Origin of the sequence: Bacillus coreaensis, from assembly GCF_050586445.1 — a bacterium.
Taxonomy (GTDB): Bacteria; Bacillota; Bacilli; order Bacillales; family Cytobacillaceae; genus Robertmurraya_A; species Robertmurraya_A coreaensis.
In genome coordinates this window covers 62,425-76,277 of record NZ_JBOCCY010000012.1, presented here as the reverse complement: position 1 = coordinate 76,277, position 13,853 = coordinate 62,425, and the positions used below count along the sequence as shown (strand labels likewise).

Below are 13,853 nucleotides of genomic sequence, written 5' to 3'. Positions count from 1 at the left end.
AATCAACGTTCAAATAGGGGAAGGGTGTACGTTCGTGCTTGTAGCTGAAAGGCAAAGGAAAATTGTTGATCTAGTTAATGAACGTTTAAGTATAAGAGTGTCCGAACTGAGCAAAATTTTTTCAGTGACGGAAGAAACCATTCGTAGAGATCTTGAAAAATTAGAAAAAGATGGCTTTTTGGAAAGAAGTCATGGTGGTGCCGTAAGTATTGAAAAGGAAGATAATGAAGTTTCTTATATAGAAAGAGAAATTACGAGAGCTGCAGAAAAGCGTGCGATTGCTTTAGAAGCGGTAAAAATGGTGGAGCCGGGGGATCAAATCGTTCTTGATGCGAGCACAACTGCTTGGTATATGGCGAAAGAGCTCCCAGACATGCCCTTAACGGTATTAACAAACTCCATTAAAGTGGCCCTAGAGCTTAGTAAAAAGGAACAAATCCGCGTCATCTCAACAGGTGGAAACCTGATGCCGATTTCTCTATCCTATGTGGGTCCTCTTGCAGAACGATCATTGAACATGTACCATGTGAACAAAATGTTCTTTTCTTGTAAGGCGATTCACCCAGATGGGGGACTTAGTGATACGAATGAATTACAAGCGTTATTAAAAAAGGATATGATTCAGATTGCTGATAACGTGATCTTAATGGCGGATTCCAGCAAGTTTGGAAAAAGAGCCTTCTCTCAAATAAACTCATTATCAGCAGTGCATAGCATTATTACCGATTCAAACATGGATGATCGGACAAGAGAGAGGCTTGAAGAAAAGGAAGTTAAATTAATATTTGTAAATATATAAAAGGGAAACAGACCAAGCTAGGTCTGTTTTTTATTATGGTAACAGAATTAAACAAAGTACCTTTGTGTCCAAAATGTTAAAAATCAAAAATAAACAAAAGTATTTACCTGTATTTATGTTGATTATATGAAGGTAGGGGAGTAAGATAAGAGTATAGCAAGTATGAAGGAGAGGTGTTTTGAAAACCCTTTCGTTTTTCAAAAAAATCATTTGTGAAGAAGTGAACAAATGTTGAAGGAGGAAGAAAAGATGAGCAATGCACGTGTGTATTATGTACCAAGTACAAACCTAATGGGCAGAGGCTGTTTAAAAGAACTGCCAGCACTTGTAAAAGAACTCGGACAAAAAAAGGCATTAGTTGTAACGGATAAGTTCTTGAATCAATCCGGTCTAGCAGGAAAAGTTCTTGCGGAACTAGATACGATTGATCTAGAATTCGTCATCTTTGATGCTGTCAAACCAAATCCTACGGTCCAAAATGTGTATGAAGGGGTTGAGGTATTTAAGGAAAATGCTTGTGACTTCATCGTATCAATTGGTGGAGGATCTCCTCAGGATGCAGCTAAAGCGATTGGTCTTTTTTTAACAAATGGAGGAGATTTACGAGACTATGAAGGTGTTGGAAAAACAAAGAATAAATCGGTACCGATTGTTGCTGTCAACACGACCGCTGGCACATCCAGTGAATTTACCATTAACTACGTGATTACAGATACGGAACGAGAAGTGAAAATGGTGATGGTAGATAAAAACAGCTTAGTGACCATCTCTGTAAATGACCCGGAACTTATGGTTGATAAACCAGCAGATTTGACTGCTGCAACAGGTGTGGATGCACTTACCCACGCAATTGAAGCGATCGTTACTCCAGGAGCCTTCCCTGTTACAGATGCAACGGCATTAGCTGCTGTGGAAATCATCTTCAACTACTTGCCTCGTGCCGTAAAAGATGGTCATGATATTGAAGCTCGTGAACAGATGACATATGTGATGTTCTTAGCGGGTATTGCCTTTAACAATGCAGGACTAGGTTTTGTTCATGCGATGGCGCACCAGCTTGGCGGTGTGTATGATCTTCCACACGGAGTATGTAACGCGATGCTTCTACCGATTGTGGAGAGAGAAAATGCGAAACGTGATCCAAAGAAATTCCGTTTAATTGCCAAAGCAGCAGGTATTCAAGTGGATGGAAAAACAGATGAACAATGCGCGGATGAAGTGATCGAAGCGATTAAAGCTCTTTGTAAGGAAGTAGGAATTCCAAGCACCCTTGCTGAGTTGGGTGTGACGGATGTGGATTTAGATAAACTAGCAACAAATGCCTTAGCAGATGCTTGTGCACCAGGTAATCCATTCCAACCAACAAAAGAAGAAGTGATTGAAATGTTTAAAGAAATTGCTTCTCCTGTAGTCATGAGTTAATGACGTAGGTAGCAACTATATAATGACACATAAAATAGCGTGAGAATTTGACTCACGCTATTTTTCTTTTAAACAAAGGAATATAAATGTAATCAAGTTTAATTGGCATTCGATTTCCTTCAAACCCTGTCCGAATACCCCTTGGATTCGGACACCCAAGTGTCAAATCCAGTCAAACCCTGTCCGAATACCCCTTTGATTCGGACACCCAAGTGTGAAATCCAGTCAAGTCCTGTCCGAATATCCCTTGGATTCGGACACCCAAGTGCGAAATCCAGTTAAGCCCTGTCCGAATCCCCCCCCGGATTCGGACACCCAAGTGCGAATTCTAGTCAAACCCTGTCCGAATACGTGTTGGATTCGGACACACAAGTGTGAATTCCAGTCAAGCCCTGTCCGAATACCCCCCCCGGATTCGGACACCCAAGTGCGAATTCCAGTCAAGCCCTGTCCGAATACGCGTTGGATTCGGACACCCAAGTGTGAAATCCAGTCAATTCCTGTCCGAATCCCCCCCGGATTCGGATTAATCAATTCTATGAAAACGGCTACTCTTTAGTGAGTCAATATTATTTCTCACATCACGATTTTCGGAAGCTGAATGGCTATTTTCTTCAACACCCTCACCCATTTGGTTACCAATCGCACCGCCTGAAACACCGCCTATCACAGCACCAACTAGTCCAAATGGAGAACCGATCATTGCACCCGCAACGGCTCCATTTAAAGTTCCTGCTGCTTCACTATAGTCATTGACACCTTGATTGTTGACCTTTTCTTCCACATTTTCATCCTCGAAGTTATTGCGTTCGTTACTCTGATTCATCTACTCACTTCCTTGTTTATAAGTGAAAAATTTGGTGTACTATCCTAAACATATACTACCCAGCCGAAGTCATTTTACTCCTTTTGTTTAGTGGTAGATTTCTAAGTTTCATTAAAGAGTTGAGTGTTATACACAAACAGATGTAAACTACCAATAACTAATTAAACAGATTAACTGGAGGAAATGAGATGAAATATTTTGTAGTTGATGCTTTTGCAGAAAAGGTTTTTGAAGGAAATCCAGCAGGAGTCTGTATCATAAATGATTGGATTTCAGATGAACTCATGCAGAAAATAGCTATTGAAAATAATTTATCAGAAACAGCTTTTGCAGTAAAAGAAGAAGCAGGTCCCTATCGGCTAAGATGGTTTACACCTGGAGGAGAGATTAATCTTTGTGGGCACGCCACGTTAGCAACGGCATTTATCATTCTAAATTATTATGAGAAGCAATTGGATCGTGTCAAGTTTCAAACAATTAGTGGAGATTTAACTGTAAATAAACAAGATGATTTATATGAATTAGATTTCCCTTCCGTTCCTTTAGAAGAAATTTCTGTTACGGATCAAATGATCAGCGCTTTGGGAATTGTGCCAAAAGAAACCTACTTAAATAGAGATCTTGTATTCATACTGGAGTCCGAGGAAGAAGTGAGAAACGTAAGCCCTGACTTTGCCAAATTAGAGACACTACCAGAAGGATTGGGTGTTTGTGTTACGGCCAAAGGTAGCACATATGATTTTGTCTCTCGAGGATTTTTCCCTAAGCTAAAAATAAATGAAGATCCCGTAACAGGTTCCTTACATTGTGGATTAATCCCGTTTTGGGCCAATAGACTGGGAAAAAAGGAAATGGTGGCTAGACAATTATCAAAAAGAGGTGGAACACTTTATTGTAAACATGAGGGTACACGAGTGAAAATGGCTGGAAGTGCCGTTTTATATTCAGTAGCCGAGATAAACATTGGGGATTAAGTACAATTCAAGAATAAGGTAATTTTTCGATAAACCAAGGGTGAAGGGTTGGGATGTATTCATTATAGTTGGGTTATTTTATTATTATCATACGTTCCTCATCAGGAGTGTTCATCGTTCCTTTTGAAAATGAATTTGGAAGGGATCGGTCAACCATTTCATTTGCTTTTGCGAAGGAACGTATTGTAGTTAAGGAAAATGAATCTTCTTTAGCTAACTAAATGAAAAGGCCGAATATCCCATGATATAAAAATGGGAAATCGGCTTTTGTTCCAAGTATATTTGAAATTAATTATGACCCACTATACGATGCGGTACATACGGCTCTTCAAGGAATGCAATCTCTTCAGGTGAAAGCTTTACTGATAAAGCACCTACAGCATCCTCAAGATGTGATATTTTTGTTGCCCCGATGATTGGAGCTTTTACTGTCTCTTTTTGTAATAACCAAGCAAGTGCAATATGTGTACGTGGAACACCGTGTTTTTCTGCAATAGATGCTACTCGCTCCACCACTAATCGGTCGCCATCGGCAGTCGCATCGTATTTAGACTTTTGGACTTGATCGGTTTCAGAACGAAGTGTGGTTTCGGACCAGTCGCGAGTTAATCTACCAGAAGCAAGTGGGCTATATGGAGTAACACCAATTTTCTCTTCCCTACAAAGAGGTAGCATTTCTCTTTCCTCTTCACGGTAGATGAGGTTGAGATGGTTCTGCATAGAGACAAATTTCGTCCAACCATTTTTTTCAGCCACGTGTAAAGCTTTTTGGAATTGCCAAGCAAACATGGCAGAAGCACCAATGTATCTTGCTTTTCCTGACTTCACTACATCATGCATGGCTTCCATTGTTTCTTCAATAGGAGTAGTATAGTCCCAGCGATGGATGATATAAAGATCTACGTAATCTGTTTCCAATCGCTTAAGGCTTTGATCAATTTCACTCATTATGGCTTTTCGAGAAAGTCCCGAACCATTTGGACCTTTGTGCATTTGCCCGTGTACTTTGGTTGCTATTACTACTTCGTCACGATTAGCGTAATCTTTCAGAGCCCGTCCAAGATATTCCTCACTTGTGCCAAGTGAGTATACATTGGCAGTATCAAAAAAGTTAATCCCTAATTCAAGCGCTTTCTTTATCACGGGGCGAGAGTCCTGCTCGTTAAGTACCCATTGGTGAACCCATTTATTTGCGTCTCCAAAACCCATACATCCAAGACAAAGTCGAGATACATCTAAGCCAGTATTACCAAGTTTCACATACTCCATTGATTGTTCCCTCTCTTTTGTTTAATGGCCACGTTTATCGTGACCTCTTTGGAAATAATTATGCCATAAATAATAAATAACCCTTAACCCATTCCTATCAAGTTTTTGCCTAATCCTATCAACCACTCTTACCCTACGAACGAATATCAGATATAATGACTGAAGATGGAGAAAAAGGAGAATAAATGATGTCTGAGAAAACCTACAAACAGCAACTAGAACTTGCTAATCTCATAGAGAACTTTTCCAAACAGGATGGTGTCCATTCTACATTAATTCCCTCTGTATTTCTCATTCGTGAATCCATTATTACGGAACCTTTATCTAGAGTGAATGAGCCGTCTTTTTGCATGATCCTCCAAGGTGAGAAGGAAGTGTTATTAGGAGAGGAACGATTCTTGTATGGTCCTGGGCATTATATTGTGGCCTCTGTTGATTTGCCAGTAACAGGGCAAGTGATCAAAGCCTCAACAGAATCGCCCTATTTAGCGCTCAAACTTGAATTGACATCAACTGATATTTTAGAAGTTATAAATGAAACCAATCTTCCATTTAATCAGGGAAAGAACTCGAAGCGGGCGATGTTTGTTAGCGAAGTAGAACCATGTTTGTTGGATGCCGTACTAAGACTAGCTAATTTATTAGAAAATCCAAAGCACATTCCTATCCTTAGTCGATTATTTAGAAAAGAAATTATCTATTGGATCTTACAAGGTCCACATGGAGAAGCATTAGAACAAATAGCATTAGAGGGTAGCAATGCCTCTAGAATACGAGAAGTGATCAACCATATTATCAAGAATTTTGATGAACCCTTTCGAATCGAAGAGCTTGCCGAAATCGCAAATATAAGTGTGTCATCTCTACATCGACATTTTAAAGAAGTAACAGCTATGAGTCCTATTCAGTTCCAAAAACAATTGAGATTACAAGAAGCTAGGCGCATGTTATTGGCAGATCCAACAGATGTAGCAGATGTTGCATTTAAGGTGGGCTATGAAAGCCAATCGCAATTCAGTCGAGAATATTCCCGAATGTTTGGCCATTCACCTCGAGTAGATATAAGAAGAATGAGAGAAAACTATGCTTAAAATGAATAGGAGTAATAGTGGGCTATGCTTGAGTAAAAGGCATAGCCTATTTTTATGCAAGAAATGGAAAATGTATTTAGAAAGTCAGCCTGTTATGATCGAAACCTGTCATTGTTATGGAAAAGGTACACGTCAATCATTGATCAATCCTTTTTTATTAAAATACTCCTTAATTGATTGTATGGCCCGTACCTCGTCACTTCCGATAGCCTTTATATATAATTTAGTACCTGGTTTAATTCCTAGAGATAAAATTTCCATTATTGATTTGGTTGAGTGTTTTAGCTTAACAGTATCACCCTGATACTCAAGGGAAATATCGGATTTAAATTTATAAGCTAAACTTACTAACAGGGTTGCAGGTCGTGCAAATCCAGTGTTCTTTGTAATAATAAACTTTTTTTTAATCATTTTTTCACCTCTAAGGGTCGTTTCCGCAAGATTCTAAAGTAGGACGAGAAGAGGATGCCCAAAAGCTAGACTTTTTTTGGACACCCTCACAATTACTATTAAAAATTAATCATGTTCTTATATAGTGCTGGTGTCAATCACGAATCGATACTTCACATCTGAGGCTAATACGCGTTCGTAGGCTTCATCAATTTTGTCCGCTGAAATCACTTCAATGCTAGGAACAATATTATGTTCTGCACAGAAGTCTAACATTTCCTGAGTCTCACGGATGCCTCCAATCATTGAACCTGCAAATGAACGGCGATGACCGATCAGAGAGAACACATTTACTGCCAATGGCTCTGCAGGTGCGCCAACATTTACTAAAGTACCATCCAGCGTTAACAGTGAGAGGTAAGCACTAATGTCAATTTTTGCACTTACCGTGTTAATGATCAGGTCAAAAGTTCCGGCAAGTTTATTAAATGTCTCAGGATCACTTGTGGCATAGTAGCTGTCGGCACCGAATTGCAAACCATCTTCCTTTTTACTCAAAGTTTGTGACAGAACGGTAACTTCTGCACCCATGGCGTGTGCAATCTTAACAGCCATATGACCAAGACCGCCCAGACCAACAACCGCTACTTTCTTATCCGGACCAGCACCCCAATGATTTAGTGGTGAATATGTCGTAATACCTGCGCAAAGTAATGGTGCTGCAGCATCAAGCTCAATACCATCAGGAATTCTGACTACAAAATCCTCCGTTACCACTATGTGAGTAGAGTAGCCACCCTGAGTTGACTCACCGTATTTATCAACACCAGCATAGGTAGGGACATTTCCTTTGAGACAGTATTGTTCTTCTCCTTTACGGCAGTTCTCACATTCACCACAGGAATCAACCATACATCCGACCCCTACTCGGTCACCGACCTTGTACTTTGTGACCTCAGCTCCTACTTCCGTGACAATTCCCGCAATCTCGTGTCCAGGTACGAGTGGATAGTTCACTGGACCCCATTCTCCATGTGCAGTATGGATATCAGAATGGCATATTCCTGCATATTTAATTTCTATTAGAACATCATGTAAATCAAGATCGCGTCGTTTAATTTCAGCTGCTCGAAACGGTTTGTCTGGACCGTCGACAGCTCTTGCTTTAGCAATTACCATTAATAAAACCTCCTAAAATTTATACTTTTCAAGAGAATATGTTGTTTAGGTAAAATGAATCATTAAGGTTCAATTTTTTCTATCCCACCTTTTATCTCTTGCAAAATCATGTTAATCCCTAGAGTTAACTCTAGGTCAAGTAATTAAATGATATTTTTTTAAAAAAGGCTCTCTCTGGCCATACATGTATCAAACTATCTATCAATCTAGTTTATTTTTACTTTCCTCTAAAACTTTGACATTCAACAAATACGGTGATAAACTCCCTCGTAACACTAGAGTTAACTCGAGGTCTATATCATTCAGAAAGGGAGATAAATGTTGAAGACATTTTCTATTAGCGAAGTTGCAAAAGAATTGAATGTTACAGTATATACCTTGCGCTACTACGACAAAGAGGGGCTTATGCCTTTTGTAGAAAGGACAGCCAGCGGAATACGTTTGTTTAAAGAATCCGATATCGAAGCTTTAAAAATAATTGAATGTCTAAAATCCACCGGAATGCCTATTAAGGAGATTAAGAACTTCATTGAATGGTGTTCTGATGGGGACTCCACGTTGCAACAAAGATATGATATGTTTTTGGAAAGAAAGGCTTGTGTAGAAGCACAGATGGAAGAATTGAAAAAAACAATGAAACTCATTGAGCATAAATGTTTGTATTACAAGACTGCTTTGAATGCCGGAACGGAAGAGATTCATACTAGATAATTAATTTAGGCAGCTTGTAAGGTCTGAACTCGGTATTGTACCGGGCTCAGGCCTTTTAGTTTTGCCTAGATTCGTTTATGAAGAATGAGTGAATCTAGTTATTAAAGGGGTTTCATGGTAGAATGTTGTCGAGGAATGAAAACGCTTTAAAGAGGTGAAGGATTCTTTGATAAAGTTTAATCAAGTAACTTTTAAAAATAGGATTATCTTTATTTTTCTATGTAGCAGTTTAATTCCATTTATATGTTTAGGATTTCTTTCCTTCTATACAATAGATTCTATACTTCGTAATAAAGTAGAAAGTTCATTACAAAGCAATTTGAAGCAAGATTTAATAACTTTAGAAAACACATTAAATAATTTAAATCATGTCTCTCAACAGCTTGCATATGGTGCAAGAGCAAATAATCTCTTTGAGGAATTGGAAAATGAACGTGAGCCCTATAATCGTATTCAGATTCGAAGTGAAATTAAAAGTGAAATAAATTTAATTTCTTTTTCAAATCCCAATGTAGGTTTAATTATGTACTACTATCCCGAGAAGCAAGAATATGATTTTGAAAGTTTTAGACTCCGCGGGGAATTTTTGCCAGACGATCTTCCAATCATGGCTAAGTACTCGGAAATTACATACTATGGACCCCACAAAAGTTACAACGGATTAATTAATCAATATGTATTTAGTACGATGCGTAAAGTGAATTTGCCTAATCAAAATGTTTATCTATATATAGAGACGGGACGCAATGCTTTGGAAACTATATTTGCTCCTGAGAATAAGAAAGATGACTCCCGTCGTTTACTTTTACTTGATAATAATGGAAAAATCACCTTTAGTGAAAATGAAAAGACTTTCCCCGAGAATAGTATGTTTGTAGATTACAGCAAATCGGAAGCCAGCTCTGGATATTATAAAAACTATTTTTGGAATAAAGAAACAAGTAACCAAGGATGGAGTATTGTTTCCATTACCCCGGTTAAGGAGCTGAACAAGGAACGAGACAAATGGCTCTTTCAAGCTGCTTTAATATTAACTTTCTTCATAGTCGTTGCGTTATTATTTGCTATGTTAATGTGGAAGATGGTCTATAATCCCTTGAAGAAATTCAACAAGGAGGTAAAATCCTTAACTCAATCTACTACCGAGCAAACAGAATTAACTAAGATACCTGAATTTGATGATTTACTTTATCAGGTGAGAAGTATGAAGACGAAGATTTGGGATTTGTACGCTGAGATTGAACAGAAAGAAAAGCGACGAGCGGACTTAGAAGTAGAAAAACTCCTCTATCAAATAAATCCACATTTTTTAATGAATACACTGGATACGGTGCATTGGTTGGCTGTCTTTAGTGGTCATGAAAAAATAGATAAGGTGGTCCTCTCCTTAAATAAGTTACTTAGCTATAATCTTGGGAAAATGGGTGAGTCCACAACGGTTAAGAAAGAAATAGAGGCAGTAAAAGAATATTTACAGTTGCAACAGATTCGTTATGATTTTCAATTTGATGTGGATATAGAAGTAGATGAAACCACGATGGGATTATCGATTCCACGTTTCCTCCTTCAGCCATTGGTAGAAAATGCTCTTTATCATGGTGTAAGTGATGACGGCTATATACATGTAAATGTTAAATTGTACGATTATTTAGAGATTACCATCCAAGATAATGGTTCTGGTATGTCAAAAGAAGAAATAAACAGCTTACTTCTTGATGAGTCAAAAAATAGTCAAAAGGTTGGAATGGGCATCGGCATGAGCTATGTAAAACGTATTCTTGAAGCGAATTATGGTGAAGAAGCTAATTTAGAAATTAAAAGTGAAATGGGAAAAGGGACAATCGTTTCTTTACGAATCCCCGTCTCTGGAGGTGAAAGATCAGAATGATTCGAGTATTAATAGTAGACGATGAAAAAATTGTTCGTAAGGGTTTAATTTCCTTTATGCCCTGGGAAGATTTTGGGATGAAGGTTGTAGGAGAAGCCAATAATGGTGAGAATGCACTCCAGATTATTGAGAAAAACAAGGTCGATTTGTTATTAACGGATTTATCCATGCCAGTCATGTCTGGAATTGAATTAATGAGAGAAGTTAGAAAAAAATATCCTCACATTCAAATAGTGGTTCTAACTCTACATCAAGATTTTGAATATGTTCAGGAGGCACTTCGACTCGGAGCGATTGACTATATTGCCAAAACGCAATTAGATAAAGAACAATTTGAAGATGTTTTAGGTAGAATTGCTTCCTTAATGGAACAGAAAGATTTATTAAAAGGAAATCCATTTCCTCAAGATGAATTAGTCGAAGTTGAAGAAATCTTGGTATTATTCGCTTTAAACCCACAAAGTGATGAGGTGAAATTGGATACCTACTTATCAGTTGGAGCCTTAGAAGCGGATCTTGGTATCTGGTACTGGCCATCTATAGAAGAACAAGAGAGAAAGTCACTTCAGGATTGGGTAACCAACGTTTTTTCATCAAATTCGGAATTTGTACTTATTCGTTTCCAGGGACTTAAACATATGGATCGAAAATCGATTTTGCAACTTCTAAGGGGCTATCAAAAGGGTGATTTATTTTATGATTATGATCCATTACAGCCTTACAAAATTGTACACAGTGAAGATATTCTTAATAAAGGAAAAAAAGAAACTGGATATGATATGAGAGAAATCAAAGAAAAGTGGATATCTGGGGAATGGATTCATAACGATCAATTGTTTGAACATATGCAAAATGAACTTAAATCATTTAGGCTGCCGCCGATCCGTTTAACACGGATGTTCTTCTCTATTACAGATGAATGGAACCGCCTATACCAGCCAATCCTTTCTGAGCCAATTTCTATCGAAGATTTTTTAACCAATTGGGTTCAATTTGAGACTTGGTTAAGGGAAACAAGAAAAAAAATAAAAATGATAAAAATGAAGTCTCCCTATTCTTTAGAAATTCAAAATAGTATCCTACAAGCAATGAGCTTAGCACAGCAAATGTTGAATAAACATATTACAGCAGGAAATATGGCCAAGAGAGTCAATATGAGTAGTAGCTATTTCAGCCAGTGTTTTAAAGAGATTGTTGGTAAAACATATACAGATTATTTGAGAGACATACGGATGGAACAAGCAAAAGATTACTTAAGAAACACAACAAAAACAATTCATTGGATTGCTGAACAGGTTGGGTATACTGATGAAAAATATTTTAGCCGACTATTTCGAGAGCATGTAGGTGTTTTACCAAGTGAGTATAGACAAAAGGGTAACATATAAAGATGGTTAGAAAACGTACGAAAAAGGGGTAGACATTTTTCATACGTTTTTTTTTATTTTAATAAATAGTTAACCTATCTTGTAACCGCTTTCTATCTCGGTAAATCCTTCTACAGTGATATATTGAAATTAGAAATTAGATTCTTCATAAGAGGGGGAAGATTATGAAAAAGGTAGTAAAGGCTGGATTGGCAGGTTTATTGATTACCGCTAGTTTAAGTGCATGTACCGGTAAAACGGAAAGTAGTAACAACGCGGATAATGTACTGAAAGTTGATTCCAATGGGAAGTATACGGAACCAGTTGAAGTGTCTATTGGTAAAGGAATTGATGCTAACTATAAGTTCGAAGGAAATGATACAGCCGAAAACAATGCCTATACCCGTTGGTTAAAAGATCGTTATAACATTGATATTAAGCATGAATGGGAAGCATCGGCGGGAGATTATGAACAAAAAGTAAGTTTGACCATTGCAAGCAACGATCTTCCAGATGCTATGTTAGTCAATGAGTCGCAGTTAAAGCAAATGATTAAAGCGGATCAATTGGCTGATTTATCGGAAGTTTATGAAGAATATGGTTCAGAAAGACTTAAGGATATTTATCAATCAAATCCTGGTTTATTAGATAATGTAACGGTTGATGGAAAATTGTATGCATTTCCAGAGACCACGCTTCCATCCGCGCCGATGACATGGATTCGTAAGGACTGGCTTGATAAATTGGGACTTCAGCCACCTAAAAATTTACAGGACGTAGAAAACATCGCACAAGCGTTTATTGATAACAATATGGGTGGACAGGACACAATTGGTATTGTAGGAACTGCACAAGGTGGTGCACTATATCCTACTTTTTTAACATCAGGGGATCACTCCTTTAATTTAGCACCGGTATTCTTTGCTAACAATGCTTACCCAGGAATTTGGGTCAAAGATGAAGATGGGAAAGCCGTTTATGGTTCAACCCTTCCAGAAACAAAGGCTACATTAGCCTTGTTGAATGAATGGTATAAGGAAGGAATTTTGGACAAGGAACTTGGTTTAAGGAAAAGTTCACAAGAGGTAATTGCAAGTGGTAAAACTGGTATTTACTTTGGAGCTTGGTGGACTCCTTATAATATAGAAGATTCAATAAAGAATGATCCGAATGCAAATTGGCGTCCATATGCTGCACCAGTAGATGAAGCAGGTGTACTTAATTCCAATGAAACGACAGGAAGTCAGTATATCGTAGTTAGTAAAGAATATGAACATCCAGAAGCAATTGTAGAACTCTTAAATATCCATGTAAATGAGAAAGACGCTAGTTATAAAGAAGCAGTAGGTAAGGAAATGACTTCACAGGAAATTCCGTTGTTTACAATCATGGGGCATGGGGACCAGCTGAAATACGCTGTAGATACAACTCGAAAGTTTCTTGCGGGTGAAATTAGCCTGGAAGAAGTGGATAAAGTAAACTATGGGTTTACGTATGAACTCGTATCACATGCTAAGAACACGAAAAAAGAGCCTTACGACAATTACGATATACAATATTGGAATAAAGATGACGAATTCTTTACTCATGTTTACTCTCATCTGAATGGTGGTTCTACATTTGTTGATGCTGACATTAATTATGTTCGTAGCCTAGCAACTGCCAAAACACAAACAATGCAAACCCGTTGGACAAATCTTAAAAAACTAGAAGATGAAACGTTCTTAAAAATCATTTTTGGCAATGCACCGTTAAGTGATTTTGATACATTTGTTGAACAATGGAAAGAACAGGGTGGAGATCAAATTACTACAGAAGTAAACGAGCAATAAAAAAATGAACTCAAGACGGGTGAAGCACTCGTCTTGAGATTCTTTCAAGGAGGAAAATGAAATGAAAAACAGAGTGGTACACAATCAGGCCCCGCTCACCAGATC

13 protein-coding genes are annotated in these 13,853 nt (G+C 37.9%); 9 read left to right on the top strand and 4 right to left on the bottom strand.

Annotated features, from left to right (window positions below; translation table 11 throughout):
• Positions 1-34: 34 nt before the first annotated feature.
• Both ACQ5H4_RS17065 and ACQ5H4_RS17060 read left to right on the top strand, forming a co-directional pair.
• Positions 35-799, top strand: a complete 765-nt coding sequence (locus ACQ5H4_RS17065; protein WP_430776200.1) for a DeoR/GlpR family DNA-binding transcription regulator — start codon at positions 35-37, stop codon at positions 797-799.
• A gap of 249 nt (positions 800-1,048) precedes the next feature.
• On the top strand, positions 1,049-2,221 hold the full coding sequence (locus ACQ5H4_RS17060) for an iron-containing alcohol dehydrogenase (protein ID WP_430776199.1): 1,173 nt from the start codon (positions 1,049-1,051) through the stop codon (positions 2,219-2,221).
• A gap of 526 nt (positions 2,222-2,747) precedes the next feature.
• Here ACQ5H4_RS17060 and ACQ5H4_RS17055 read toward each other — a convergent pair.
• A complete protein-coding gene (locus ACQ5H4_RS17055) occupies positions 2,748-3,047 on the bottom strand; it encodes a hypothetical protein (RefSeq protein WP_430776198.1) in 300 nt (99 codons plus the stop codon).
• 188 nt (positions 3,048-3,235) lie between these two features.
• On the opposite strand from ACQ5H4_RS17055, the gene ACQ5H4_RS17050 reads away from it, so the two are divergent.
• Both ACQ5H4_RS17050 and ACQ5H4_RS17045 read left to right on the top strand, forming a co-directional pair.
• Positions 3,236-4,021, top strand: coding sequence for a PhzF family phenazine biosynthesis protein (locus ACQ5H4_RS17050; protein WP_430776197.1), 786 nt, complete (start codon positions 3,236-3,238; stop codon positions 4,019-4,021).
• Positions 4,022-4,089: 68 nt separating this feature from the next.
• Complete coding sequence (locus tag ACQ5H4_RS17045) at positions 4,090-4,242, top strand: hypothetical protein (RefSeq protein ID WP_430776196.1); 153 nt, start codon at positions 4,090-4,092, stop codon at positions 4,240-4,242.
• Positions 4,243-4,309: 67 nt separating this feature from the next.
• On the opposite strand, the gene ACQ5H4_RS17040 is transcribed toward ACQ5H4_RS17045, so the two are convergent.
• Positions 4,310-5,290, bottom strand: coding sequence for an aldo/keto reductase (locus ACQ5H4_RS17040; protein ID WP_430776195.1), 981 nt, complete (start codon positions 5,288-5,290; stop codon positions 4,310-4,312).
• Positions 5,291-5,478: 188 nt separating this feature from the next.
• On the opposite strand from ACQ5H4_RS17040, the gene ACQ5H4_RS17035 reads away from it, so the two are divergent.
• Entirely contained in the window at positions 5,479-6,381 is a 903-nt protein-coding gene (locus ACQ5H4_RS17035) for an AraC family transcriptional regulator (protein ID WP_430776194.1), read from the top strand.
• Positions 6,382-6,513: 132 nt separating this feature from the next.
• Here ACQ5H4_RS17035 and ACQ5H4_RS17030 read toward each other — a convergent pair whose 3' ends face one another.
• Both ACQ5H4_RS17030 and ACQ5H4_RS17025 read right to left on the bottom strand, forming a co-directional pair.
• On the bottom strand, positions 6,514-6,792 hold the full coding sequence (locus ACQ5H4_RS17030) for an HPr family phosphocarrier protein (RefSeq protein WP_430776193.1): 279 nt from the start codon (positions 6,790-6,792) through the stop codon (positions 6,514-6,516).
• A 117-nt stretch (positions 6,793-6,909) separates the two neighbouring features.
• On the bottom strand, positions 6,910-7,950 hold the full coding sequence (locus ACQ5H4_RS17025) for an NAD(P)-dependent alcohol dehydrogenase (RefSeq protein ID WP_430776192.1): 1,041 nt from the start codon (positions 7,948-7,950) through the stop codon (positions 6,910-6,912).
• 321 nt (positions 7,951-8,271) lie between these two features.
• On the opposite strand from ACQ5H4_RS17025, the gene ACQ5H4_RS17020 reads away from it, so the two are divergent.
• The 4 genes from ACQ5H4_RS17020 (at position 8,272) to ACQ5H4_RS17005 (ending at position 13,748) form a co-directional block, all read left to right on the top strand.
• Positions 8,272-8,661: a MerR family transcriptional regulator gene (locus tag ACQ5H4_RS17020; protein ID WP_430776191.1), complete on the top strand. Its 390-nt coding sequence runs from the start codon at positions 8,272-8,274 to the stop codon at positions 8,659-8,661.
• Positions 8,662-8,827: 166 nt separating this feature from the next.
• Positions 8,828-10,549: a sensor histidine kinase gene (locus ACQ5H4_RS17015; protein WP_430776190.1), complete on the top strand. Its 1,722-nt coding sequence runs from the start codon at positions 8,828-8,830 to the stop codon at positions 10,547-10,549.
• Positions 10,546-11,937, top strand: coding sequence for a response regulator transcription factor (locus tag ACQ5H4_RS17010; protein ID WP_430776189.1), 1,392 nt, complete (start codon positions 10,546-10,548; stop codon positions 11,935-11,937). The genes ACQ5H4_RS17015 and ACQ5H4_RS17010 overlap by 4 nt, the downstream gene beginning before the upstream one ends.
• Before the next feature lie 164 nt (positions 11,938-12,101).
• Positions 12,102-13,748 carry an extracellular solute-binding protein gene (locus ACQ5H4_RS17005; protein ID WP_430776188.1) on the top strand — a complete coding sequence of 549 codons (1,647 nt, stop codon included), beginning with the start codon at positions 12,102-12,104 and terminating at the stop codon, positions 13,746-13,748.
• Positions 13,749-13,853 lie beyond the last annotated feature (105 nt).

Bases quoted from the DNA above. Each gene is read 5' to 3' on its own strand.
- ACQ5H4_RS17035 (WP_430776194.1), top strand. From the start codon at position 5,479: ATGTCTGAGAAAACCTACAAACAGCAACTAGAACTTGCTAATCTCATA.
- ACQ5H4_RS17060 (WP_430776199.1), top strand. From the start codon at position 1,049: ATGAGCAATGCACGTGTGTATTATGTACCAAGTACAAACCTAATGGGC.
- ACQ5H4_RS17025 (WP_430776192.1), bottom strand. From the start codon at position 7,950: ATGGTAATTGCTAAAGCAAGAGCTGTCGACGGTCCAGACAAACCGTTT.
- ACQ5H4_RS17040 (WP_430776195.1), bottom strand. From the start codon at position 5,290: ATGGAGTATGTGAAACTTGGTAATACTGGCTTAGATGTATCTCGACTT.
- ACQ5H4_RS17050 (WP_430776197.1), top strand. From the start codon at position 3,236: ATGAAATATTTTGTAGTTGATGCTTTTGCAGAAAAGGTTTTTGAAGGA.
- ACQ5H4_RS17030 (WP_430776193.1), bottom strand. From the start codon at position 6,792: ATGATTAAAAAAAAGTTTATTATTACAAAGAACACTGGATTTGCACGA.
- ACQ5H4_RS17005 (WP_430776188.1), top strand. From the start codon at position 12,102: ATGAAAAAGGTAGTAAAGGCTGGATTGGCAGGTTTATTGATTACCGCT.
- ACQ5H4_RS17010 (WP_430776189.1), top strand. From the start codon at position 10,546: ATGATTCGAGTATTAATAGTAGACGATGAAAAAATTGTTCGTAAGGGT.
- ACQ5H4_RS17055 (WP_430776198.1), bottom strand. From the start codon at position 3,047: ATGAATCAGAGTAACGAACGCAATAACTTCGAGGATGAAAATGTGGAA.